This is a genomic window from Pseudoalteromonas sp. SR41-1, assembly GCF_014164015.1.
GTDB lineage: Bacteria > Pseudomonadota > Gammaproteobacteria > Enterobacterales > Alteromonadaceae > Pseudoalteromonas > Pseudoalteromonas distincta.
Genome location: NZ_JACJEK010000023.1, coordinates 1 through 25,718 on the forward strand (window position 1 = coordinate 1; position 25,718 = coordinate 25,718).

A 25,718-nucleotide genomic window follows, 5' to 3' on the forward strand; every position below is an offset into this window, starting at 1 on the left:
CAGCTCAATGAATTCTGAATTTTTTAATATCTTTCGATATTGAATTGACTGTGCCGAATAATTACCGAAATAACTATTCTGTTGGTCACTCAGTTTTCAATTGAGACTCTAATTTGTTTGCCTCGTTACTTGCTCAATAAAGAACGAAGTAGCTTGGCTGTTAGAACTCAATCTGTACGAGTGCCCACACAGATGATTGCTTTATATTGTTAAAGAACGTTTTGAGTCGCTTTAGCGTCTCAAGGGATGCGAATAATACACCCTTTATTTTTCGAGTCAACACTTTGTTTTAAACTTTCTTTTTAGAAGATTTAAAACCGAAGTTTTATTTAACTCTCTGAGTAGTTCGTGCCTCGCTATGCGTTGGCGTTTCCCGTCTCAGTGGGGTCGCATTATAGGGAGAACAGATTTTTACGCAAGCGTTTTATTGACAAAACTTTAAATAAAGCACTGTTCGCTGAGAATTTAAGCTAAACGCATTAAAAACACAACATAACCAGCATTTTATTAACATTTAACGCTTATTAAAGTGTTTGTTATGGCCTGCGCTATCAAAAAAAACTGTCTACAGACCTGCTATTAAGTCATTTAGCTAAAAGCTATAGTTAAAGCCCGCGTAAAAACGACGACCTGAGTAGCTAGTATTGAGTAATCGCGCATCGGTGTCATTTCCTAAACGCGTTACTGATTCAGATTTAGTTAAATTAATAACCGCTGCGGTAAAGCTAAGCCCGTCGTATAAATTTACGGATGCATTTACATCGAGTTGCTCGTAAGGGTCTTGGTATACATTTAATCCGCTATTTAAACCGAGTACTGTTTCGCCGCGCTTATTATAAGAAGCACGTACATTAAAATAATCTCCTTCATAATAAACAGAGGTGTTGTACTGATACTTTGCACTACCTATTAAGGCCGACTGACCAAATTCTTTACCATTAATTGTTACATCTGCTTTATTGGTTTTGTTATAAGTATAATTTGCGTAAAAGCCAAAACCATTATCAAAGGCATGCTGAATAAATACTTCCGCGCCTTTTGATACTGCATCGGTGCCATTACCTACAGTGCTGTAAGGGGCTATATTAATAGTCCCTGCATCCACTATATTATTTTTACCAGCAAAGTTTTGCTCTACGTCGATCACCAGTGGCACAACAAAGTTATCTACTTTCTTATGAAAAAGTGCCAACCCAACAGCAGAACCTTCGCCATAATAATACTCAATAGATAAATCAGCTTGAACTGATTCAAATGGTTTCAAGTTTTTATTTCCGCCACTACCGCTAAAACCAGGAAGCTCGTTAAATGCGGCTCTATCTTCTACCCATTCACCTGATACATAGGTAATGCGCTGCTGCGCACCTAAATCACTATAGTCAGAACGAGATATTACTTTAGCTATTGCCCCACGAATAACTAAATCGTCGGTTGCATCCCACGCTATATTAAAGCTTGGCAAAACTTGAGTGTCTTTGTTTTGCTGAGTGACTAATTGATAGTCTTCTACAAAACGAGCGTCACCTGTTACTGGCTCACCTGTTTCATCATTTGTGTGATCTAATTGGTAGGTATACAAGTCAGTAGATGAAGTAAGTGTTTTTGTTTGCACAACACGCACACCCAAATTACCTCTGACTTCACTAAATTCAAAATCACCTTGTATATAAAAAGCCGATATTTTTTCTTCTATATCGTAAACAAAATTATCTTCAATGCGCGTATAAGGTACATAACTAGCAGTGACCATATCGCGGTATTTATTCCAGTCGATACTTGGCATTTGGTTTATATCAAAACCACCTGCAATATTATTCTCACTAGTAAATACATTTTGAGCTAATGGCATTCCACCATTCCATTGGTAGCTATCAAAACGGGTAATACCTTGCTCACTTGCTTCCCCTGCAGCAATATCAAAATTTGGTTCTAAAAAGAAGGTGTTGCCGGTTTCACGGTGAAGAATTGAGTTGCGGTACTTAACACCGGTTCTAATTGTTTTTAAAAAGCCCCAATCAACATAAAAATCCACATCAGCTTGGTAGTAATCTTCTTCTAGCTCACTGCGTACAAAGCTTGAGTTTGAAGAGCCCGCATCACGACCGCCTCCAATTCCATTTTGTAAGTTAGTTAATGTATTAGGGTCAATATTAAGTGACACATTGTTTTGGTTGAGTGACCAGCCTGCCGTTTGAGCTGCGTTTTGAATAGTGGCTGCGTTTTCGCCCGCGTTAGAACTTTTATACGCCGCTTCCCAGCTTTCTTCTGGGCCGCCCTCTGATTGTGTATTACCAATTACAAAGCGCGCTTTAAAATTATCACCTTCATAGGTTAAATTAAAATCAAAGGTATCGGAGGTAGATTCCTCACGTACGTAGCTGCCACGCATCCACGGAAATTGCATATCATTTTCGACACCACTTGCCATTGCATCGTATTGCATACCAGTAACAATAGTTCCCGATTCATCAAGATTTACATCAGTTAAAAAATCAGGATTTAAAGACCACTCTGGTATATCAATCACAGATTCTGTTCTGTCTTGCCCAAGTGTAAAACCAAAATAATTAAAGCCAAGCTCTAAACGATTTGTTGGTCGCCACTGGGAACTAAATTGAATCCCTTCGCGCTCACGTTTTTCGTTAAGAACAGAACCTCGAACAACTTGCGGAAACCAAACGCCATCGTAACTGTTGCCGTTTGCATCATTAATAGTATCCCAACCGTTATTGTTATCAACTGTATTACCATGTATATCTGTTGCTTGCCCAGTGCCAGTATAGCGCCATACATTAGCATCAGTACCGCCCGAAAGCGTTCTGTTTGTCCGTTCCTGATAGGTATAGCCAACTAATACACCAAAGTTTTCGTTGTCATTTTTCCATGAATATAAACCCGTAAACTGCGGTTCGTACTCTTTTGTAACATCAGCGTAAGTACTCTCTACATTAAATACACCTGAGTTTGCATCCATACTCAGAGGTTTTCGGCTATGCATTAATACAGTACCACCAACCCCACCTTCATCTAAGCGTGCTTCTGGCGATTTATAAACCTCTACGCTTTCAATCATTGAAGACGGTAACAAAGCATAATCAAACGAACGCGAAGGCTCCCCCGGGGAAGACGCAATAAAATTACCATTAAGTTGTGTAAAGGTAAGTTCTGACGATAAACCACGAATACTAACCGATGAACCTTCCCCGCCGTCACGCTCAATTACCACACCGGGTACACGCTGAAGTGAGTCTGCAACGTTTTTATCAGGGAACTTTCCAATGTCTTCCGCGGTAATGGCATCAACTACAGATCCCGACATACGTTTTACATCTAAGTTTTCGGCCATACTTGAACGGATACCACGTACTTCTATTACTTCCATACCTTTTGCGTGCTGCGGGTTTTCTTGCGCTGCAAAAGCACACGTAGAACCCAAAGCAGAAAAAATTGATATATAAAGTGACGACTTACAAAACGTTGAAAAAGGGAAAGGGTATATGCTTGCTACTATCATGTGAGAGGCTGTTCCATTTAAATCTGCTTATATAAAACATAAAGCGAGAAGTTAGTCCTTTTACGTAAATTATTTACGAAATGGCAAAAATTGTTCCCAATTCTACACAGCCAAACTTAACCGTTTGTTAATCATCAATATTAAAACTAAATAAACGTCTCATATAACTGTATTAATACCTATTGAATGAAACTTAAAATCCAACCCACACTTCAAAACCACTCTCAATTAACAAACTAAGAGCGGCTTTGTGGTATTTAATAGCTTAATGAATAATTACAATGCATAAATCATCATAAAGTGTATACAAAAATACGAAGGGGATAATTTGATGTGGTAGTCAGCAGTTTATACTTTAAAAAGCAAAACTGCCGGATGATATTTGAAAGAAGTAATAATTGCTAAATAGCGCTTGGTTAATCAAGCGTAGCAATAACCTCTGAAAGCTCGAGTAATGTAGGCTTTCCACCATAATAATTTGTATCTATATGATAACTATCACCAACCCAAAAAGGCGCTTTAGTTGAGTTATGTCCATGTATTGAAAAGTCGACTCCATGACTTTTAACTACCTTATTTTGTTTAACTACTTCGCGATCCCACAACAAAGATTGCACGATTAGCGATTTATCATCAGGGTAATTTTCCCAATCCCACGATTGTGCAAATGTATGAGACAACCCAATTTTACAACCACGATACTCTAGTACTATTGAAAGCGGTTTAGTTAGTAACTCATCGCACATGACACTGAGCTTTTCACTCGATACCGACTTGTGCCAATTGCCACCATTGTCAGTCCATAATTTAAAAGCCGCTTTATCATTACTTAATAATGATTCCAACATTAAATGCTCATGATTACCTAATATCATACATGCCCTAATGGCTTGTAAGTATGTAAATAAGTCATATGTTTTATCCCCGCGATCAACAAAATCGCCTAGGCAAAACAAAGTATCTCTTTCAGGGTTAAAATTTACGTTATTAAGTGCGTTTTTTAAGGCCGGTAAATCACCATCAAGATCGCCAATTACAAATACTCGGCACTCATCATTAATAAATATGGCTTGTTTTGAAGATACAGCCTGAATAGCGTTAATACCTATATCCAAAATAGACTCCTATAGAATGCAATCTAAAACTTAGATTAATACTTGAGTTTATAAAGCCTTAAGGTAACACAATATAGTTGATAATTAATGAAGGTAATAAGATCAGATTGAAACTAAAAATGCATGACAGCGGACTTTAGCTACAAGCTAAATAAGTAATGTAGATAGTTTTTAGCCAATAGTAAAAAGCGGGTTAGCAAAATACCTAAACAAGTTACAAGTTAGTTAACAGCACGAATTTATCAGCCAGCTCATCTAAACTTTCACGCTTATTAGGATCGGGCTTTATACAGTCAATAGGGCAAACACTTACGCAAGTAGGTTTATCATAATGCCCTACACACTCTGTACATTTGTTTGCATCTACTTGGTATATTTTAGCGCCCATATAAATAGCCCCATTAGGGCATTCCGGATCGCACATATCGCAGTTAATGCATTTGCTATTTATGAGTAGAGCCATTTTTAACCTTTAAAATTAAAGTTTATATAAAACAAAAAGATAAGTAAAAACAAAGGTATGTAAAGGCTAATTTTTGTGCAGTTCTAGTTCAATAAAAAACCGTTATTTTTCATTTAATCGTAACTCACCATTTTATTTTTAGGTGTAAATTTCAGCCATAAATTATGCCTATTTTTCTCTGTTGCTTTGTTGATCCTGATCAATAAAAATAGCTGCACTTTTACTAAGTTTGATAATATTATTTTAACTTTTCTATGTCATTTTTTAAGTTAATATAAAACTAGCTGATCTGCCGAAAAGCGCTTAAGCCCTCTAGTCATACGCTAATCTCGCCAAAAGAACATTCAAATAAGTGATAACAAGGGAATATAGTACCTCCAAAAATTTAGTCTTTCTCAAAGCGTTATTTGCTCAAATACTCTATGCCTAAAATTAAACCCTATTTAAAGCGTTAAGATGCTCTAAATGATAATTTATTCTTCGTATTATTACTTCAATTTACTTAATCGCCCAACCGTACCTGTAATCAATTGGTCATATTATTCACTTAGTATTTATTTAAAATAAAATTCTAGACTGAGTAATGAAGACTTTTAAAAGCCCCCTGCCATCGAATTTAAATATTTCTTCTGAACAAAGCGATGTAAAAAACGTTATCAGCCATATTCGTAAGTTTGTTAGTCGTCGAACAAATAATACCGATGACGTAGACGACCTAGTCCAAGAAGCTTTGCTGAGAACTTTAAATAGAAATGACACATTAGAAATTGAAAACTTTCAGGCGTACATAAATCAAGTCGCAAAGTCTGTTATGTATAGTGATTGGCAAAAAAATAAAAGCCAACCAAATAAAGCAGAAGATATTGAGCTTTTTACAGATGAGAATAGCGACCCTGAGGCGCAGTCTATTACAGAGCAAAAGCTCGAGCTTGTTAAAAGTGCGTTGGAAGAGTTGCCACCTTTAAGAAGAAAAGTATTTAAGCTTCGACGTATTAACGGATTAAGTCGCGAAGAAATTAGTCTGCAGTTAAATATGAGCCAAGAATCTGTAAAAAAACATATTACGCGCGCAATGATACAAATAACGCTTAGCATTGAAAAAAATCAATAAAAATGTCCCCTTTATTACACTTTTACGCTCTTTATATTTAATCAACGCAGGTTAGGTTTTTTAATGAACGAACAACGCTTAGAACAGGCAGCAGATTGGGTAGATCGGATTAATGATTTAAATGATCATGACCGTAAAGAACTATCGCTTTGGTTAAAATGCACAGAAAATAAGGCTGCATTTGAGAAAATAGCCAATGTATTTGGCGATCCTGCTGTTAAACAGGCTCTACACATTTACACTAAACAATATAGTTTACCGACTCCAATAATTACGCCTAATGCTAAACGTTCTAGGGCTTTCCCTATGCTCGCCTTAGCAGCTAGTTTTAGCGCTATTGCTTTTGCAGTGTACTGGCTTTCTATATCTCAACAAGCGTTTACACCAACACCTATTGCAAAAACAGCAGTTGAAACTAACCTACCTCAGCTTTTAGAAGCACGTTTAGGCAAACGTGTATCTAAGTTATTAGATGACGGTTCATATTTACACTTAAATGCAGATAGTGAGTTGACTGCGCACTTACTACCACACTCTAGGCAAATCGAATTAAAAAAAGGACAGGTTTTTTTTGATGTAGCCAAAGATAAAACACGGCCATTTATAATAAATTCCGGACAAGCAAGCATTAAAGTACTAGGTACTTCTTTTGATGTAGAGCGCAATAAGGATGAAGTAGTGGTAACAGTGTACGAAGGCAGGGTAGAAGTCTCGGCCTTAGATAAAGTGATATTAACTCCCTCTCAACAAGCTGTTATAAAAAATGGACATATAGCTGTAGATTATAGCCAGCAGTTGACACAACTCCCTGCTTGGCGAATGGGTTGGATTGATGCAAAAAAAGAACCTCTAACCACTGTTATTAAGCAATTGCAGCGTTATAGCCCTATGGTAATTAAAGTAGATAACGCACTAAATAATACTTTAATTAGCGGACGATTTAATCTCGAAACGCCGCAACAAAGCCTTATGCTAATAGCATCTACTTACAACTGGAATGTAGAAAAAAAGAGCAACGAACTTCATTTAACGCGACCTTAAATGAAGTATGTTGATTAAACTCTTATGCTAAAACATGTATGTACATTAGATAAACGTATTTTAGTGTACTTTTTTATTGCTGTTAGTTGCTTAACAGCAATGCCAAGTGCCGCAAAAAACATACATACGTTTGTTTATATACCTGCCGGTTCTCTCAGTGACAGCTTAAGAGAAGTAGCAAATGCATATGCAGTCTCTTTTAGTAGTAACCCTTCCCTTATCGACGACAAAACTACATCCACCTTAATTGGCGATCATACACTTGCTCAAGCACTAGATTTTTTATTAATAGGCAGCGAGTTAACATATAAAATTCAAGACAAGGGTTTTGTTATTTTTCGACAAAAAATAACGACCAATAACGAAATACTTGAAGAAATAACAGTAAAGGGTATCCGCTATTCGTTGGCTCGCTCACGAAACTTAAAACACAATAATAAAACGATTAGCGAAGCCATTTCTGCACAAGATATTACCGACATTCCCAATACTAACTTGGCTGAAGCCTTACAGTATATTCCGGGTGTAGCCATTACTCGCGAAGCAGGCGAAGGTCGCCAAGTATCAATACGTGGCAGTTATCCTGATTTTAGTTTGGTAACACTCAACGGTATGCCTGTATTGGCAAATAATGATTCACCAATGGATAGTCGAGTGCAAAAACAGCGCGATCGTTCTTTCGACTTCAATATTTTACCTGCCGAACTATTTAAACAAATTCATGTAATTAAAGCCTATTCTGCCGACAAAATTGCAGGTGGAATATCTGGCACTATGGCACTGCAAACTATAAACCCCTTAGATAATGAAGGATTTAAATTTATTATTACACCAGAAGTCGGCTACAACGACTATGTGGGTACAGGCGCAAAACGCTATTCAAGCTTAATTTCTAACACGTGGAATAATTGGGGGGTACTTGCAAGCGTTGCGTACACAAACAGAGAATCGTTAGAGCAAGGCGCTAATACATTTCGCTGGCGAAATATTGCCATAGAAGGCGCTGATCTCTCGGCGTTAACTCAATCACAAGCTCAGCATTTAACTCAAGGCGATTATATAATCCCTCGCGGTAATCGCTACTCGGTATGGCAAGCAACCCAGCAGCGATTTGGGGCAAACCTATCTGTAGAGTATAAAAACGAAACCACGCATTTTGATTTTGATATGCTCTCAGGTTTTTTAAAAGGAGAGCGGCATGAATATCATTTATACCCTAGAGGGGATCAGTCAACGCCTATAATTAAAGGGCTAACAACAATTAAAGACATTCAAGCTAATGAAAATAATGAGCTTGAGTATGCACGTTATGAAAATGCACGCGTGGCAACCGAAAGCCGAACTCAAAAAATAAATACGGCATATCAGCAAGGCGTGCTGTCATTTTCCCAGCAACTAGATAAAAATTGGAAAATAAACGCCATATTAGGAAACGAGCGCTCAAAGTATGACATTCCTTACAGCAATAAAATTTATACCCAAGGTATAAGTGACGTTACAATTGATTATCGTAAAACGCCATTTTATGCAGATATTAAGTACAGCGAAAACTTGAAAAATCCGACGATGTGGCAAATGCATCATGGTGATATAGAGCAATACAATTCAAATAGTGAGTACACCTTCGCAAAATTAGATTTTCAATATGACGTTAATAGTTTAATAACTCTTCAATTTGGGGCTGACTGGACTCTGTTTGAAAATAAAATGAATAACGCACAGCAAAACGATATTTTTTTTAATGAAATATCCGATACACCACAACAATTAATTGACCTTCCTGCATCGTATGTTTCATCGCAAAATGCACATAAAAAACAGCAGTGGTTAAAAATAAACACTAATGAGGCACTTAAGCTTTATGGCATTGACCCATTTAATGTACAAGCCAATAATTTTTTAATCACGACTAAAGCTGAACACATAAAGGAATATAGCAGAGGTGCTTATACTCTATTAAGTACAGAGCAAGAAAAATGGGAGGCTCATATAGGTGTACGTTACCAATCAGAATCTATAACATCTTACACTCAAGCGCCTTACTCTCCGATTTTGTATAGTCTATGGCTTCCAACGTTTAATGGCTCATATTTTATCAACGATAATTGGCGATTTCGTGCAGGACTTTCTAAAAACTATTCAAAACCATTACTAAATTCACTCAATTTTGATGGCTCAAACGATACCCCCAATAGTACAAAATACATATTTAACTCAAATCTAAAACCTTACTTATCTTATAATAGCGATATTTCCTTAGAGGCTGATTTTAGTAGTCGCAGTTCGTTTAACATATCACTTTTTTATAAAGATCTAGAGGATTACATAGTCACAACACAAGCGCCTTTATTTGAAGATTCGCCGCCTACAACCTCCGATAGTCAATTACTTTGGTTAAGTAATGCAGAAACGGGCTATCAGTGGGGAGCCGAGGTAAGTTTAAACTACTTAATACATAATTCTGATTGGGGCATTAATATACAAGCGGCTTATAATAAAGGTAAAGTCACCTATTATGACTCAAATAGTGGCACTGCTTTATTTAAAAAAAACCTGCCTTTTTTATCTAAAATTACCGCATCAAGTATGATTTTTTACGACCACCCTAAATTCAATTTTAAACTCGGCGCTATTTTTAGAGATAAATATTTAGTGCGTGCTGGCAGCCTTTTACTCGATGAAAACGAAACCGGATTTATGCCGACCATCTATTGGGATGCAAGTGTAAATTATTATTTTTCTAATTATTGGAAACTTAAATTTAGCGCATTTAATCTCAGTAATGAACAAGAGCAACAATACAGTAATTCAACCCTCAGAGCTTACAACTCAACCACAAGTGGACGTACCTTTTACTTAGGGTTGAGTTATCAGTATTAAATGATTTTTCCTGTTTTTAAATCAACGCGGAAATTCTCCCCCTGGGTATGTTGACTAAATTTTGCCATTACTTTTATTAACAGGGCTAAGTATTGCTGTATTTGCGTATCAGTTTTACATGTCGATTGTGCTAAAAAAGTATTTAGTTGTTGATAAGTAAGACGCTTTTGAGGTGTTATATCTGCTGTTACATCACCATTTCTTAATAAATAAAAATCTTGAAGCCATTCTTTTGTCGATACAGCTTCAAGCTGAGAGAGCAAATTAGGCGGTGCTTCATTTAAACATTGCATATTTGTAAACCAATCGGCTAAATGATGATTGTCATTTAACCATGCCACTAAATTTTTAGGCCAATCGCGTTTTAAAAAACGCTGTTTAATCAGCCCAAATAAATGTTGCTTGGTAAAATCACCATAACTCTTTGAGTTCAAAATAGTGCGGTCAAAATTACTAAGATTATGCAAGTTACGATACTGCCATTCCTTTTCATATAAACTAAATAAGTTATTAAAACCCGGCACATCGTCTAATGTATGAGTACTAATAAGCGCGGTTTGCTTAGCTAAATTTAGCTCTACAACTTTATAGGCCGCTTTGTAAGCCGCTAAACTTGGCACTTGCACATTAACTAACTGGGAGTGCTGATTACTGGTTATCAGCGCCGTATCATTTAAATGCATATGCCCTGCAAAATGGAGCGTTAACCCTGTATCTGCCAGTATTTTTGCTGTACGTGGTGTGGGCACTCTTGGTAGAGAAAAATGACCACGGCTAAACACTTTATGTAATTCGTCATTTGCATTGTCGTAAAACTCCCCCATTGGAAAGTGACTAAATGCAACCAGTGTTTTATTTTGCGTTTTGGCTCTTTTTACAACCGTTTTTATCCACTTTAACAATAGAGGCTTTGCATCAATTAAAGCATTATAGCCAGCACCAGACGACCCTTTAAAAGTGAGCGGTGAGTTTTGCCATTGCGGTGCATAAACATTGGCATCAATTGCCATTAACCAAACCCCTTTTATAGGCTCAACTAAATAACTCGCATCGGGCATGGTGATACAGTGTTTTTTGTTATTGGGGTTACACCATATAAACTCTCGGTTTTTATAAGGCGTTTCATATAGCACATCACCTTTATGTTTACTAAACCCAAAGTCATTGAGTGTGCTTAGTATTTCAGCGTATCCCCAGTTTTTTAAACCATCATCACATACAGACTGCTTAGCCATACACTTTTCATGTTGATAACTATAAACACCAAACTCTTTACCTTGCGCCATTAAAAAGTCCGCTTTACCTGCCGGTGTTGTATATGGTTTTACGGGATCGTGATTGCCTGGAATCGCAAAAAAACGCATCCCATATGTTTTTTCATAATGGCCTAAAATACGCGCCAGTGCCCGCACATTAATAGGTTGACCATCATCAGTAAAATCGCCAGGTAAGGCGACTAGTTTTATTTTTTTTTCGGCTAATTCATCTAATACATGTAAAAAAACAAAATAATTTTCATTAAAAAGACGTGTTGAATGAAGCTGGGCAAGCATACTACGCACTAGTAATGGTTGCTTTGAGGTAACGTCCTTTGGTAGTTCTATATTATCTACGTCATGTAAATTAGCAAAAATATCATGTAGATGAATATCAGCTAAAAATGCCACTTTAACCGTCTCCATCTGCGACGCACTTTTAACCTCAAAGTACTCAATAGCACTTACTTTGCATGTAATACATAACCCAATCCATAGTGCTAACCATAGTACTTTGACTCTAATCATGATGGCTTTATCCCGTTTTTATTTCACTCATTATTTAGAGCGAGGTAATGGATAAAAGGGGACATAAAATTTTATAAACATGCTTTTCTATTATGAAACTTTTATTAAATGCATATTTTTGTGTCCCCTAATTTATAAATGCTCGCTCTTAGATAGCAAACTCAACAATTGAGACGTGCTATGCCATTTTTTATTTTTATTATTTTTGCAGGTTATCTAAGCAGTGTTAGCGCTAAGCCATTAAACACCCTGCAAATGATTGGCTCACATAACAGCTATAAAAAATACATTAAACGTAAGCGTTAAACATAAATTAAATGATTTAAGCCCCAAGCTAATGGCCCGTATTGATTACGGTCATTCATCTATTATTAAACAGTTAAATAGCGGTGTTCGCCATTTAGAAATTGACGTTTTAAAAGACCCTAATGGGGGTTTATACATAAAACCTTGGGCTAATACTTTTGCAACAACGCCTTTGTTTAATGAGTTAGAAAAAAAGCAATTAGCTACTCCTGGATTTAAAGTAATGCACATTCCCGACATTGATGTGCAAAGCCATTGTGTGTTGTTTAGTGGCTGTTTGAATACATTGAAAGCATGGTCAGAGGCAAATCCGCAGCACTTTCCAATTGTTGTAATGCTCAATGTAAAAGAAACACGATCTGATTTAGTTCTGGGGAATAATCCATTTAAATTTACACCGAAAGATTATTATTTACTCGATGAAGTAATTCAAAAATCGTTACCTAACTTATTATTCACGCCAGATGATTTACGCAAAACGCCATTATCTTTAAACCAAACAGTCGTTAAGTTTGGGTGGCCAAGTACACGTGCCTTAGCAGGTAAGTTCATATTCTTATTTGATGGCAATACACAACAATCCGCACTTTATAAACAAAATAGGCCTTCGTTAAAAGGGGCTAGCATGTTTGCCCATTATGATGAAAACCAGCCCGAAGCTGCTTTTATGATTGTGAACAACCCTATACGCGACTTTTATAAAATTCAGCAACTTGTATTAAAAGGCTTCATGGTGCGTACCCGCGCAGATGCAAATTTAAGTGCCACTAATTCGCAACGAACAATGCAGTTTAATGCTGCAAAAAATAGCGGCGCACAAGTAATTTCAACCGATTTTATACCCGGCTCGCCACAGCAGGCGCGCTTTAACTATGTGGTGCAATTTGACGGAGGTCATTTAGTGCGCACAAACCCTTTTATTAATAATCAACTTTAAATTAAAAACCAAGGAAGCATCATGTTGAACAAACCATCTCGTACGCTTTTAGCAACGGCTATAATGAGTTCATTAGGCGCGTCTAATTATGTGTATGCAGAACAATCTGCGCAAACAGAAGTGGAAGAAATTGTTGTACAGGGTTATCGCAACAGTTTGTTAAAAGCAAAAGATTTAAAACGAAATGCTGTGGGCGCACAAGATTCTATTGTGGCTGAAGATATTGCAGATTTTCCCGATCTAAATCTAGCAGACTCACTACAACGTGTACCTGGCATTGCCATAACTCGAGAGGGCGGCGAAGGCCGACAAATTTCGTTACGAGGCTTGGGTCCAAACTTTACACAAGTACAACTCAACGGTATGGAAGCTTTAGGTACATCGTCTTCAGCAATGGATAGCCGAGGTTCCGTAAGTCGCTCTCGCGCTTTTGATTTTAATATATTTGCTTCTGAGTTATTTCAACGCGTTGATGTGAAAAAATCATTTTCAGCCGAAATGGATGAAGGCGGCATAGGCGGCACTGTTGGGCTTCATACAGCTAAACCATTTGATTTTGATGGTTTTAATACTGCTCTATCAGGTCAACTTGGCGACAACTCACAAACCGATGATGTTAGCCCACGAGTTGCAGCGCTTATCTCAAATACATGGGATGATAAACTTGGTGCATTATTTTCAATTGCATACAGCAAACGTGATGTAAATGAGCAAGGTTACAATACTTATCGCTGGCGCAAAAAAAATGCATCAGGCTCAGATATATCTGAACTATCAGATGAATTACAAGATAAAATTAACAACGAAGAAGTGAGCTTTTCACGTGGTAGCCGCTATTCATTATTTGAAAACGAACAGGAACGTTTAGGGACGACCCTTGCTCTGCAATATCGCCCAAATAATAACCTTGAATTTAGTTTTGATGCTTTATATGGTGAACTGAATAATGATCGCAGTGAATTCCACTTGCAAAACCGAGGCTCAAGCTCAACAGCTCTTGGCTGTACAGGCCCTGCTTATAACAACGAGCAATTATGTTCAAAGCTCACAGCACTTGAAATAAATGAAAATAACGACGCTATTTACTCAGTATACGAAGATGCCGCAATACACTCAGAAAGCCGCAGCCAATATGCAGACACTAAAATAAGTCAATTTGTATTAAAAAGTGACTGGCAAATTACAAACGATTTAAATATGACCGCTCTCGTGGGGCGCTCAGAAACCAAATTTAATACAGGGAGTGTTAAAGTTTATCTAGAAACATTTGGCGATGAAACAATTGATTACCGCCAAGATGCTTATTATGGTGAAAACACATACGGGTTTGAGCCTACAGACAGTAGTTTATTTCGTTATCACGAAATTGATATATCTGAAGAAGAAATAACTAATACATTCGACTCTATGAAATTAGATTTTAATTACACACTAAACAATGCTTCAAATATAAAGTTTGGTGTATCTAATAAAAAGTTTGAAAGTGAAAACGGTGAAAGTAAATCTGATAATATTAATCGCAGTGATTGGGAAGATGGCGTACTGGATGACACGGTAGATTCAAGCCTTACATTTACCAATACCGCACATAATAAACAACAATGGGTAAGTGTTGATGTACTAGGCACTCTAGCGAGTATGAATATCGACCCTAACTTAGATAACCCTGATTTTACCGATAACGTACAAGAAAAAACCTTTGGCGCTTATTTGCAGTACGAAGCTGAATGGGAACTAGGCTCAGGTTACTTAATGGGTAATGCGGGTGTGCGCCATTACGATACTACTACCAATGCTATAGGGTTAATAAATGGAGAAGTAGCTGACGTTGAAAATACCTATTCAGGGTTGCTACCCGCTATAAATTTAGTGTGGGATAGTAATAACAGTTTAGTGCTACGTGCAAGTTATGGCGAAAACCTCACCCGCCCTTCACTCGCTGCATTAGTGCCAACAGGTGTAGTACAAAATGATGCCACATCAACCAATGGCCTAAGTATCAGTTCAGGAAACCCAAACCTTAAACCATACGAGTCAGTTAATTTCGACTTTTCAGTTGAATATTACTTTGAAAATATAGGGTATGCAGCCGTAAGTTACTTCCATAAATCTATTGATAATTTCATTATCACCGAAACATATGACATTCCATACAGCCAGACTGGCTACCCAGTTAGTTTATTAGGCGACGTAGACGAAAACGGCAACCCACAAACAGCAAGTACTGTTTTTACCGTTATTCAACCACAAAATTTAGATGAAAGTGATATTAGTGGCTGGGAACTGGCCTTTCAACGAGATCTCGACTTTTTACCTGCTCCTTTTAATAACTTAGGTGTTATTGCGAATTATACCTTTGCTAATGGTGAAGCGCTGTACCGTAATGTGGGCAACTCAGGTGTTGATCAATATAAATCGTTCCCAGGACTTTCAGAACACTCTGGTAACTTTACAGTATATTACGATTCTGACTCATGGGGCGCACGTGTTGCAGCCGCTTATAGAAGTGACTATATTGCAGCGGTACAAGCGGGTAACGGCGATGAAGACGAAAACGGTTTTCATGCCAGCACATACATAGATGCATCCGCCTTTTATCAGGTTAATGAAAAGCTAAAGCTCACTATAGAAGCCAGTAATTTGACTAATGAACGAGAAGAGCAATATTCAGACTCCAATGATCGTTTATACAATACGACGGTTAATGGCCGTACTGTTTATTTAGGTGCAAGTTATCGTTTCTAAATTATAAAAATGAGGCTCTATTTTTGTGTAGAGCCTCGAATTGTTCTATAGGTACTCACCTAAAAAGACGACTTATAAATTCACTTAATTAAATAAAGCACTCAATGTAAATCTATTTACAATGGCTTTAACAAATATGACTTAAAACTACTTTTAATTAATTTGCTGAACAGATTAAGTTACGTTATTTACCAGTGCTTTTATTTTAAGGTCATGAAATCAAAGTTATATAAAATTTGATTGCCTAATTTCAGTTCTCCCCCCTTTAATCTCTAATGAAATTTTAAAGTGCCGCTGTTAATATTGTCTACCTCCTAAATAATAAAGTAGTTCTAATGGCAGCTAGTTATTCTCTTGATGATTTACGTTACTTTTGCACCATAGTAAAACTTGGTAGCTTTAAAAAAGCATCTGCAAACCTTGGTATGTCACTATCAACCTTAAGCCGCAGAATACGTCTATTAGAGCAAGCTCTTCAATTAACGCTACTAAATCGAGATGCTCATAGAGTTACACTTACGCATACTGGCGAATTATATTACGACCGCTACCGCAAGTTATTTGAAGAAGTAGAGTGTATTGAGCAAGCACTTTATGATGAGAAAGACCAACCTAAAGGGAAAATTAGGATTTCTGCACCCATTTACATGGGTAAACACTTTTTAAGTGCTATTTTTTGTGAATTTTTACTGCAATATCCCGATATTCAATTAGATTTACGCTTTTCAAATAATCTTATTGATATTGAAAAAGAAGGGATTGATATCGCGTTTAGAGTAAGAAACCCAGCCATCGATAATTGGGTTATTAGAGAACTTAAGCTTACTCATAACCTGCTTTGTGCTCACCAAAATTATGCTCATCATCCCATCACTCATCCGGAGCAATTAGAAGAACACCCAAAAGTTACGTGCCTTGGGCTAGTCCCGTGGCAGTTAAAAAATCAGCAAACGAGTGAAGAATACAGCTTTAATCCAAACTCGCATGTCCGATTAGAAGTTGATGAAATTCAAATGATGAAACAAGCCGTTGAGTCTGGTGTAGGCATTAGCTACATTCCTGATTATATAGCATTGCCTCTTATTGAAGCCACAAAGCTTAAACGTATTCTTCCTGACTGGCAAAGTGAAGGGCAGCCATTTTCTATGCTTTATCGCGACAGAAAACAAGTACCTTATCGGGTACGACTATTAATAGAGCATACATTGCAACACTTCAACGAAAAGTAGCAATGTATGCTTTTAAAAAGAAAGCTTTAAACGTTTAAAAACTAAGCCTAAGTACAATTACACCTAAAAATGCTGTTGCTAATCCTATCACTTCTTGGCGTGTAAAAGACTCTTTTAGGATGATGCGTGAGTACAATAAAATAATTAAAATGTTCATCCCTGAAATTGCCGAAACGAGCCCTGTATTACCAATTGCAAAAGCCGATATTATTGCCACCATACCTGCCACGTTTGTTAATCCAATCAGTAACCCGTATGAAAATGTTTTACTCGCAGACCAATACCCTTGAGAAGTGCCTTGCTCTGCTAGCATTTTTTTACGCTTTACTAACCAACTAACAGCAAAAAGAAAACTACCAAAACCAAACATAGACGTTAGCGTTGCAAACGTATCGGCCTCAAGAAGTGTTGATTGCTTACCCATTAAATCATTAAATGCAAAGGCAAGTGCAGCGAGTAATCCCCATTGCGCACCTTGTAGGTTACTCAATGAGATATCGCTGGAGTAGCGAATAATATAAAGGCCACCAAAAATAATGAAAAAGCCAATTAATTGAATTGTTGTTAAGGTCTCCTGCCACAATAAAAAAGCAAATAAAAGGACAAACAGAGGCGTTAATCCCGATAAAATACTAATTAAAGACGCTTTACCAACCGAAAACCCCTTATGCAACAATCCATTAGCAGCAAAAGAGCCAAAACCTAACGCTAGCCCAACCGTAATGTCTTCCCAGCCATACCATGTATGTTCAAATACCACTGTACCTAGCGCACTAATAACAAATCCTACAAAAAATACACCGAATAATAGTAAGTTACGGTTAATCTTTTTCTGCGACGTCCATTGATACAACACTCCTCGAGCACCAAAAAAAACGGTTGCGAGTAATGCAAAAATTATCCACATACAAAAATGATTCCTTTAAAAAGTAATGGGGTAAAAGTGAGGAGCGATTTAACAACACGTGTTAAGTACGAATATCCATTATATTCGCTTTTAAAATTTTATAAATAAGCATTAATGATAAGATAAATTCCATAAATGGTATCTAAAAAATAGCAGATGAAGATATAACTGCTCAGCGTCACTCTATTTAATAAAATAGCTTTGAGCAGTTATTAGAGTGGATCCTAACTGACCTTTTTGAATGGATTACGGGTATCTTGGTGATCCTCAAGATTACGCATTAAAATAGCGTGATCTAAGCTAATGCCCTCAGCTAGCGGGATTTTTATAATGTGACCAGAACCTTTAGCATCGCTAATACTTTCGCCTCTTTTGTTTTCCATATATTCAAGCGTAAAAGTATTGTTGCCTTGTGGTGTCATAAGCTCTAAAGAGTGACCAGTACAAAATTTATTTTTAACGTCTATTTCAACTAATCCATTTTCGCAGCGCCCAAGTACTTCACCCACAAATTGCTGCTTAGTTGATACAGAATGACCGTATTCATAGTTTTGATAATCTTGGTGAGCATGGCGTTTTAAAAAGCCTTCGGTATAACCACGATGCGCCAAGTTTTCTAATGTTTTAAATAAGCTAGTATCAAATGGTTTACCCGAAGCCGCATCGTCTATTGCTTTACGATAAACTTGTGCAGTGCGCGCCACATAATAAAATGACTTAGTGCGCCCTTCTATTTTTAAACTATGTACACCCATTTTTGTTAACTGCTCTACGTATTGCACTGCGCGTAAATCTTTGGAATTCATAATATACGTGCCGTGTTCATCCTCAAACGCAGGCATATACTCACCAGGGCGACCTTGTTCCTCTAGAATAAATACATCGTTGCTTGGCGCGCCTTCACCCAGTGTAGGAATCACCTGCTTGGGGTCAATTTTATGTACCATTTCGCCATTTTCGTTCTCAACACCAGGTTTTACATCGTAATCCCAGCGACATGCATTAGTACACGTGCCTTGATTTGGATCGCGCTTATTTATGTAACCAGAGAGCAAGCAACGCCCCGAATAAGCCATACACAGTGCGCCATGTACAAATACTTCAAGTTCGGTTTCTGGGCAGAGTGTGCGTATTTCGGTTATTTCTTCGAGCGACAGCTCCCGCGATAAAATAACGCGTTCAATTCCCTGCTTTGCCCAAAATTGTACACTCGCGTAATTTACCGCATTCGCCTGTACTGATAAGTGAATGGGCATCGCAGGCCATTTTTCACGAACAAGCATAATTAAACCAGGGTCTGACATAATCAGCGCATCGGGCTGCATCGCAATAACTGGCTCTATATCACGTAAATACGATTTAACTTTAGCGTTATGCGGCGCAATATTAGACACCACATAAAACTTTTTATTTTGCGCATGCGCCTCACTAATGCCTATTTGCAGGGTCTCTAGGTCAAACTCATTATTACGCACACGCAAACTATAACGAGGCTGCCCCGCATAAACCGCATCTGCGCCATAAGCAAACGCGTAGCGCATGTTTTTTAAACTGCCTGCGGGGCATAACAATTCAGGAATAAAAGGCATTGAAGAAATAACGGGTAACATGTGCGCTCCATACATCGAACTGGGTTTAAACCAGTTGCATGAGTTTTACCAATTTGATTGAAAAATTAAGCATTAATCCAGTGAAATTGGTGTTATTGAAAAATACATAAACACAAGCGCAGCAGTATAAATATGGCTAATAATTTAAATTTGATCGAGATCATAAAACAGCAATCAAACTGGTTTTTAATAAAATTAGGATTTTTCACTTAAAACGCGTATAATTCGCGCCCGTTAATATTCACACTTTTACTTAAAATTATTGGAGCATAAAGATGGCTTTAGAGCGTACTTTCTCAATCGTAAAACCTGATGCAGTTGCTAAAAACCACATTGGCGCTATCTACAACCGTTTCGAAACTGCTGGCCTTAAAATCGTTGCAGCTAAAATGGTTCACCTTTCACAAGAGAAAGCTGAAGGTTTCTACGCAGAACATAGCGAACGTCCTTTCTTTGGCGCTTTAGTATCTTTCATGACATCTGGTCCAGTAATGGTTACAGTTCTTGAAGGCGAAAACGCTGTTCTTAAAAACCGTGAAATCATGGGTGCTACTAACCCTGCTGAAGCACTAGCTGGCACTTTACGTGCAGACTACGCTGATAGCATCGACGAAAACGCTGTTCACGGTTCTGATGCTGTTGAATCTGCTGCTCGCGAAATCGCGTACTTCTTCGCTGACGAAGAGCTTTGTTCACGTACTCGTTAATTCGAATTCGTTAACAAAATGAAAAGGGCTTTCGGGCCCTTTTTTAGTCATTACGCAAAGTATCCATAAGTGCATTTTTTGATATTTTACTTAATGATTAAAGTGAGTGAATTGTGTACAATTCGTCCTCGTAAATTTTTATCTCCACCGTCACCGATTGAGGTTGTTTCATGACCGAGCAAAAAAAGATTAACTTATTAGATTTAAACCGAGATGCAATGCGCGAGCTATTTGCATCGTTCGGTGAAAAGCCGTTTCGTAGTGACCAGGTGATGAAATGGATTTATCATTTTGGCGTAGATAACTTCGACGAAATGACTAACGTAAATAAAAAGCTTAAAGAAAAGCTTAAAGCTGAGTGCGAAATTGTAGCGCCAGAAATAACAGTTCGCCAACAAGCAAGCGACGGTACTATTAAGTACGCGCTTATTCTTGAAGGCGGCCAAGAAGTAGAAGCCGTTTGGATCCCTGAAAAAGAGCGCGCTACGTTATGTGTATCATCACAAGTGGGTTGTGCGCTTGAATGTACTTTTTGTTCTACTGCTCAACAAGGCTTTAACCGTAACTTAAAAGTATCTGAAATTATTGGCCAAGTTTGGCGTGTAGCTAAAGATATAGGCCTTGATGGTCATAGCGAAAAGCGCCCAGTGACTAATGTTGTAATGATGGGTATGGGCGAGCCTTTACTTAATCTTAAAAACGTAGTGCCAGCAATGGAACTAATGATGGACGATTGGGGCTTTGGTTTATCTAAGCGCCGCGTAACATTAAGTACTTCAGGCGTTGTACCTGCTCTTGATTTACTAAAAGAAAAAATTGACGTAGCACTGGCTATATCTCTTCACGCACCAGATAACGCACTGCGTGATATTTTAGTACCTGTTAATAAAAAGTACCCTATTGAAGAGTTTTTAGCGGCGTGTCGTCGTTATATCGACGGTTCAAAAGCTAATAAAGACGTAACAGTTGAATACGTTATGCTTAATGGCATTAACGACAGCACTGACCAAGCGCATGCATTAGTACAAACGTTAAAAGGCACACCGTCTAAGGTAAACCTTATTCCGTTTAACCCGTTCCCGGGTAACGAGTACACACGCTCAAGTAATAGCCGTATCGACCGCTTTTCAAAAGTACTACAAGCTGCAGGTGTAACCTGTATTGTGCGCCGTACTCGCGGTGATGATATTGACGCAGCTTGCGGTCAGTTAGTCGGTGACGTAGTTGACCGTACTAAACGCTTAGCTAAAAAGAAAATCCGTGACGATAACGCGATTGCCGTTAATATCCACCAAGCATAATCTGTAACAGCCTTATATGAATAAACCATATAAGGCTGTTAAGTTGTTTATTTTTAAATAAATGATGCAAGAGTAAAGCTTTTAGGTAAGATAGGCGACATGGACTAAAAATAAAGAGATAAGGTAATGCGATCTATACTTGCTATAACACTATCAACACTTGCCCTAAGTGGCTGTGTGAGCGAAAGTAGTTATAACGGCAGTAATAAACCCGTCGTCGAAAATAAAGTTAATAATACTGGCGCAGCACGAACACGAATTGCTTTAGCCCTACAGTATTTAAAAACGGGTAATAATTCTCAAGCCAAATACAATTTAGAACGTGCAGCAGCATTTGCTCCTGACCTACCTGAAGTACATTACTCTCTTGCTTATTACTACCAACAAGTGGGCGAAAACCCGCTAGCAGATAAAGCCTACCAAAAAGCACTTGAAATAAAACCAGACGATCCTAACACTCTCAATAACTACGGTGTGTTTTTATGTGGTATTGATGAATACGATCGTGCAACTGATCAATTTTTAAAAGCCATTGAAGTACCAAGCTATATTCGCGTTGCCGAAAGCTACGAAAATTTAGCCTTGTGTGCTATTGAATTTGATGATTTTGAAAATGCAGAAAGCTACTTTCAACAGGCACTTAATCACAGCTCTCAGCGAACATCTACATTAATTAGCTTAGCCGCACTGTATTACGCTAAAAGTGACTTGTACAAAGCCAGTGAACTTTTAAAACGCTATGAAAGTACGGGCCGAGTATCTTCTCGCGCATTAATGCTTAGCTACCTTGTAAAAAACCGAATGGGCAGAATTGAAGAAGCTGAAAAAATTTCCAACACTATTTTGCAAACTTACTCTACCAGCAACGAAGCCTATGCGTTAAAAGAGAAAAGAACACGTTTTAATGAGTTTGAAATACTGCGAGAAAAATACCGTAAAGCGCAGTTAAAAGAACTAAAAAATGACGCAAGCGGCGCGCACGTTAGTTCAAAACCAAAAATAAAAGTTATTAGAAAGAAACGTTCGCCAGAGGACGGTTCAACAAGCTTGGTAACAAACAACGAGCAAAAAACAGATAAAAAGCTCGCAACAGCAAATAACCAAGATGTAAATCCAGTTATAGCAAGAGAAGAGCAAGCTCAAGCATTGCCAAATACGCTCAGTACGCAAGCCGACGAAGCAACCGTAATAGCAAAACAAGTAACGACCCAAAAAGAAGAGGCTCCTAAAGTCGTCGCGCCAAGCAATCCTACCGATACATCGGCTGTTATGCTTGCACTTACTACTGAGCACGACTCTGCAGATTCTATAGTAGCAGCGCCTGAAAAAGCGCAACCCGTTTTAGAACCTCAAAAAGAAGTTATAGCGACAAAACAACCGGCTAAAGCCGATGACGAGGTAACAATAATCTCGTTTGGCGCACCTAAAACAGGCCAGTTTAATTCGCAGCAAACTAGTAACTACAGTAATTCTGCACCTGCAGTTACGAATCAAAAAAACAGTAGTGACGTGGTATTCTACGAAGCGACTAAAAATACAACCGTTTTTGAAAACAGCAACTATCAAAATAATGCTGATATTGAATTTAAAAGCTACGAAGCAGTGCAAAAAACTGAGCTTCCAATGCTTAATCCTAAAGTATCGCCTTTACGCGTGCCATTTCATGTAATTGCTGTTGGCGAAAACCTATTTAGCATTTCGGTGCGATACAATGTTAAACTACAAAAACTCCTGCAATGGAATGGTTTAAAAGAGTCGGATCGGGTAATGAATGGAAGTAAAATATACCTAAACGATCCTAATATTTATTACGAAATTAAAGCTGGTGATTCCCTTTACGATATAGCTACCCAGCGGCATGTATTAATTGATGAATTAATGCGATGGAATAAATTAAGTCCTGATATAGCATTAAAACCAGGGCACAGACTTTTACTAGTGGATCCAGACTCATACACATTATGAATGAAGAAAATACGCAAACACAGAGCGAACAGCCAACTGTAGGCCAAATACTAAAAAATCATAGAGAGCAAGCAAACGTTAGCATCGCAACTATTGCTGCACCGTTAAAGCTGTCTGAACTTCAAATTAAACGCCTTGAAAATGATGAATTTGCGTTACTAGGCCCTATCACTTTTGTTAAAGGCTATATAAAAAATTATTGCCGCGAATTAAAAGTCGATAGCGCACCTATATTAGCAATGATGCCGGCTCCACCAGAGCCGACCAAGCCCGCTAATATGCAAAGCTTTTCGCGCCGAACAGAAAAAGAAGCAAGCGACAGCCGTTTAATGTTTTTTAGTTATTTAATTTTAGCGATTGTTATTGGCTCATCTGCTTTATGGTTTTGGCAAAACGCCACCCCCATTGAAGAGCAAACCAGTAAAATAAACGTTGCCAACTCAATAATGAGTGAACGACAAGCAGCTCAACCCAGTATTTTACAGCAACAGCAACAAGCCGAAATTAACGACGAATCACTATTAGAATCAAAAGATACGCTTGAAACATCAACAAGCTCAGAAGCCGTTACAGAAACGGCTCCTATTACATCTAACAACGAAAGCCAAGAAAATGCTAGCAGTACAATTGTTATGAACTTTAACGGCGAAAGTTGGGTTGAAATTTACGATGGCGAAGGCGAAAAAATAGCATTCGGCGTTAAAAAAGCAGGCTACATTATGACCGTAAGCGGAACGCCTCCTTTTTCAGTTGTGCTTGGTAAGCATGACGCTGTAGACATTACTTTAAACGGCGAACCTGTAGATGTTTCTGCATTTCCTAAAAACCGTTTAGCCAAATTTACATTACCACTAGCAGAGTAGTCGCTATGTTTTCAGAATCCCCAATTAAACGCAGAAAATCCACCCGTATCAATGTAGGTAACGTCCCTATTGGTGACGGCGCCCCTATTGCTGTGCAATCAATGACCAACACCGACACCATGGATGTTGATGCAACCGTTGCACAAATTCAGGCAATACAAGATGCAGGTGCTGACATAGTGCGTGTATCAGTACCGACTATGGACGCAGCTGAAGCGTTTAAAAGTATTAAAGAACAAGTGACTATTCCGCTAGTAGCCGATATTCACTTTGATTACCGTATAGCCTTAAAAGTGGCAAAGTACGGCGTAGATTGTCTGCGCATAAACCCAGGTAATATAGGTAGCGAAGAGCGTATAAGAGCTGTGGTCGATTCGGCTCGCGAGCATAACATACCTATTCGTATTGGTGTAAATGGCGGCTCACTTGAGCGCGACTTACAAGAAAAATACGGCGAGCCTACACCTGAAGCCTTATTAGAATCAGCAATGCGCCATGTAGATATATTACGCCGCCTTGATTTTGACCAATTTAAAATATCGGTAAAAGCATCAGACGTATTTTTAGCGGTAGGCGCCTATCGCTTACTCGCTAAAGAAATAGACCAACCACTGCATTTAGGTATTACCGAAGCGGGCGGCATGCGATCTGGCTCGGTTAAATCAGCCGTAGGTTTAGGTATGCTACTTGCCGAAGGTATTGGCGATACACTGCGAGTGTCGCTTGCAGCTGACCCTGTTCAAGAAATTAAAGTAGGTTTTGATATTTTAAAATCGCTGCGCATACGTTCGCGCGGTATTAACTTTATTGCCTGCCCAAGCTGTTCTCGTCAAGAGTTTGATGTAGTAAGCACCATGAACCAGCTAGAAGAGCGCCTTGAAGATATTATTGAGCCTGTATCGGTTTCGGTAATTGGCTGTGTTGTAAACGGCCCAGGTGAAGCACTTGTTAGTGATATAGGTCTTGCCGGTGCAAACCGTCGCTCAGGTTTATACATTAATGGTGAGCGCCAAAAAGCGCGTATTGACAACAACAACATTGTTGACCAGCTCGAAGGCTACGTGCGCGACTTTATTGCTCAAAAAGAGCAGCAAACACCTATCGATATTAAAATAGTCGAATAAATACCGTATAAAGCGCCAAACAGCGGTGTTTGGCGTTTACCTTTATGACCAGAACGCTATAATAGCGGGTCAATTTTTAGCATTCTTGTTGTGTAAGCATTTTTTATTACACATAA

Annotated in this window: 17 protein-coding genes; 11 read left to right on the forward strand and 6 right to left on the reverse strand. The window is 38.2% G+C overall.

Translation table 11 applies throughout. From position 1 onward, the window contains the following. Positions 1-592: 592 nt before the first annotated feature. From H5118_RS17570 to H5118_RS17580, 3 genes are all read right to left on the reverse strand, one after another. Positions 593-3,514, reverse strand: a complete 2,922-nt coding sequence (locus tag H5118_RS17570; protein ID WP_182749588.1) for a TonB-dependent receptor — start codon at positions 3,512-3,514, stop codon at positions 593-595. Positions 3,515-3,930: 416 nt separating this feature from the next. After that, entirely contained in the window at positions 3,931-4,629 is a 699-nt protein-coding gene (locus tag H5118_RS17575; protein WP_182749589.1) for a metallophosphoesterase, read from the reverse strand. 214 nt (positions 4,630-4,843) lie between these two features. Further along, entirely contained in the window at positions 4,844-5,092 is a 249-nt protein-coding gene (locus H5118_RS17580) for a YfhL family 4Fe-4S dicluster ferredoxin (protein ID WP_182749590.1), read from the reverse strand. 583 nt (positions 5,093-5,675) lie between these two features. Between H5118_RS17580 and H5118_RS17585 the strand changes: the two genes are divergently transcribed. The 3 genes from H5118_RS17585 to H5118_RS17595 all read left to right on the forward strand — a co-directional run bounded on the left by H5118_RS17585 (position 5,676) and on the right by H5118_RS17595 (position 10,124). Further along, entirely contained in the window at positions 5,676-6,203 is a 528-nt protein-coding gene (locus tag H5118_RS17585; protein WP_259397998.1) for an RNA polymerase sigma factor, read from the forward strand. A 63-nt stretch (positions 6,204-6,266) separates the two neighbouring features. Then, the gene (locus H5118_RS17590; protein ID WP_182692786.1) at positions 6,267-7,244 is read left to right on the forward strand and encodes a FecR family protein; all 978 of its coding nucleotides are present in this window, start codon (positions 6,267-6,269) and stop codon (positions 7,242-7,244) included. Positions 7,245-7,268: 24 nt separating this feature from the next. Then, complete coding sequence (locus H5118_RS17595; protein WP_182749591.1) at positions 7,269-10,124, forward strand: TonB-dependent receptor; 2,856 nt, start codon at positions 7,269-7,271, stop codon at positions 10,122-10,124. Here the strand turns inward: H5118_RS17595 and H5118_RS17600 are convergent. Then, positions 10,121-11,908: a metallophosphoesterase gene (locus H5118_RS17600; RefSeq protein WP_182749592.1), complete on the reverse strand. Its 1,788-nt coding sequence runs from the start codon at positions 11,906-11,908 to the stop codon at positions 10,121-10,123. The two genes, H5118_RS17595 and H5118_RS17600, sit on opposite strands and share 4 nt — an antisense overlap. A 337-nt stretch (positions 11,909-12,245) precedes the next feature. Here H5118_RS17600 and H5118_RS17605 point away from each other — a divergent pair, with 337 nt between their 5' ends. The 3 genes from H5118_RS17605 to H5118_RS17615 all read left to right on the forward strand — a co-directional run bounded on the left by H5118_RS17605 (position 12,246) and on the right by H5118_RS17615 (position 17,125). After that, on the forward strand, positions 12,246-13,151 hold the full coding sequence (locus H5118_RS17605) for a phosphatidylinositol-specific phospholipase C1-like protein (protein WP_259397999.1): 906 nt from the start codon (positions 12,246-12,248) through the stop codon (positions 13,149-13,151). A 21-nt stretch (positions 13,152-13,172) separates the two neighbouring features. Further along, positions 13,173-15,896 carry a TonB-dependent receptor gene (locus H5118_RS17610; protein ID WP_182749593.1) on the forward strand — a complete coding sequence of 908 codons (2,724 nt, stop codon included), beginning with the start codon at positions 13,173-13,175 and terminating at the stop codon, positions 15,894-15,896. A gap of 335 nt (positions 15,897-16,231) precedes the next feature. After that, positions 16,232-17,125: a LysR family transcriptional regulator gene (locus H5118_RS17615; RefSeq protein WP_182749594.1), complete on the forward strand. Its 894-nt coding sequence runs from the start codon at positions 16,232-16,234 to the stop codon at positions 17,123-17,125. A 34-nt stretch (positions 17,126-17,159) separates the two neighbouring features. Here the strand turns inward: H5118_RS17615 and H5118_RS17620 are convergent, their stop codons facing one another. Continuing rightward, on the reverse strand, positions 17,160-18,032 hold the full coding sequence (locus tag H5118_RS17620; RefSeq protein ID WP_182749595.1) for an EamA family transporter: 873 nt from the start codon (positions 18,030-18,032) through the stop codon (positions 17,160-17,162). 224 nt (positions 18,033-18,256) lie between these two features. Next, the gene (yegQ, locus tag H5118_RS17625; protein ID WP_182749596.1) at positions 18,257-19,642 is read right to left on the reverse strand and encodes a tRNA 5-hydroxyuridine modification protein YegQ; all 1,386 of its coding nucleotides are present in this window, start codon (positions 19,640-19,642) and stop codon (positions 18,257-18,259) included. 275 nt (positions 19,643-19,917) lie between these two features. On the opposite strand from yegQ, the gene ndk reads away from it, so the two are divergent. From ndk to ispG, 5 genes are all read left to right on the forward strand, one after another. Then, positions 19,918-20,349, forward strand: a complete 432-nt coding sequence (gene ndk / locus H5118_RS17630; RefSeq protein WP_002961288.1) for a nucleoside-diphosphate kinase — start codon at positions 19,918-19,920, stop codon at positions 20,347-20,349. A gap of 170 nt (positions 20,350-20,519) precedes the next feature. Continuing rightward, positions 20,520-21,650, forward strand: a complete 1,131-nt coding sequence (locus H5118_RS17635; RefSeq protein WP_002961289.1) for a bifunctional tRNA (adenosine(37)-C2)-methyltransferase TrmG/ribosomal RNA large subunit methyltransferase RlmN — start codon at positions 20,520-20,522, stop codon at positions 21,648-21,650. Positions 21,651-21,776: 126 nt separating this feature from the next. Next, positions 21,777-23,615, forward strand: a complete 1,839-nt coding sequence (gene pilW, locus H5118_RS17640) for a type IV pilus biogenesis/stability protein PilW (protein ID WP_182711895.1) — start codon at positions 21,777-21,779, stop codon at positions 23,613-23,615. Next, positions 23,612-24,478, forward strand: coding sequence for a RodZ domain-containing protein (locus H5118_RS17645; protein ID WP_182749597.1), 867 nt, complete (start codon positions 23,612-23,614; stop codon positions 24,476-24,478). Before pilW ends, H5118_RS17645 begins: the two co-directional genes overlap by 4 nt. A 5-nt stretch (positions 24,479-24,483) precedes the next feature. Next, positions 24,484-25,602 (forward strand): flavodoxin-dependent (E)-4-hydroxy-3-methylbut-2-enyl-diphosphate synthase, encoded by a 1,119-nt coding sequence (gene ispG, locus H5118_RS17650; protein ID WP_002961295.1) that lies wholly within the window; start codon positions 24,484-24,486, stop codon positions 25,600-25,602. Positions 25,603-25,718: the final 116 nt, after the last annotated feature.

Coding starts and splice junctions, on each gene's coding strand:
- H5118_RS17570 (WP_182749588.1), bottom strand. CDS start 3,514: ATGATAGTAGCAAGCATATACCCTTTCCCTTTTTCAACGTTTTGTAAG.
- H5118_RS17580 (WP_182749590.1), bottom strand. CDS start 5,092: ATGGCTCTACTCATAAATAGCAAATGCATTAACTGCGATATGTGCGAT.
- H5118_RS17585 (WP_259397998.1), top strand. CDS start 5,676: ATGAAGACTTTTAAAAGCCCCCTGCCATCGAATTTAAATATTTCTTCT.
- H5118_RS17590 (WP_182692786.1), top strand. CDS start 6,267: ATGAACGAACAACGCTTAGAACAGGCAGCAGATTGGGTAGATCGGATT.
- H5118_RS17595 (WP_182749591.1), top strand. CDS start 7,269: ATGCTAAAACATGTATGTACATTAGATAAACGTATTTTAGTGTACTTT.
- H5118_RS17600 (WP_182749592.1), bottom strand. CDS start 11,908: ATGATTAGAGTCAAAGTACTATGGTTAGCACTATGGATTGGGTTATGT.
- H5118_RS17605 (WP_259397999.1), top strand. CDS start 12,246: ATGGCCCGTATTGATTACGGTCATTCATCTATTATTAAACAGTTAAAT.
- H5118_RS17610 (WP_182749593.1), top strand. CDS start 13,173: ATGTTGAACAAACCATCTCGTACGCTTTTAGCAACGGCTATAATGAGT.
- H5118_RS17615 (WP_182749594.1), top strand. CDS start 16,232: ATGGCAGCTAGTTATTCTCTTGATGATTTACGTTACTTTTGCACCATA.
- H5118_RS17620 (WP_182749595.1), bottom strand. CDS start 18,032: ATGTGGATAATTTTTGCATTACTCGCAACCGTTTTTTTTGGTGCTCGA.
- yegQ (WP_182749596.1), bottom strand. CDS start 19,642: ATGTTACCCGTTATTTCTTCAATGCCTTTTATTCCTGAATTGTTATGC.
- ndk (WP_002961288.1), top strand. CDS start 19,918: ATGGCTTTAGAGCGTACTTTCTCAATCGTAAAACCTGATGCAGTTGCT.
- H5118_RS17635 (WP_002961289.1), top strand. CDS start 20,520: ATGACCGAGCAAAAAAAGATTAACTTATTAGATTTAAACCGAGATGCA.
- pilW (WP_182711895.1), top strand. CDS start 21,777: ATGCGATCTATACTTGCTATAACACTATCAACACTTGCCCTAAGTGGC.
- H5118_RS17645 (WP_182749597.1), top strand. CDS start 23,612: ATGAATGAAGAAAATACGCAAACACAGAGCGAACAGCCAACTGTAGGC.
- ispG (WP_002961295.1), top strand. CDS start 24,484: ATGTTTTCAGAATCCCCAATTAAACGCAGAAAATCCACCCGTATCAAT.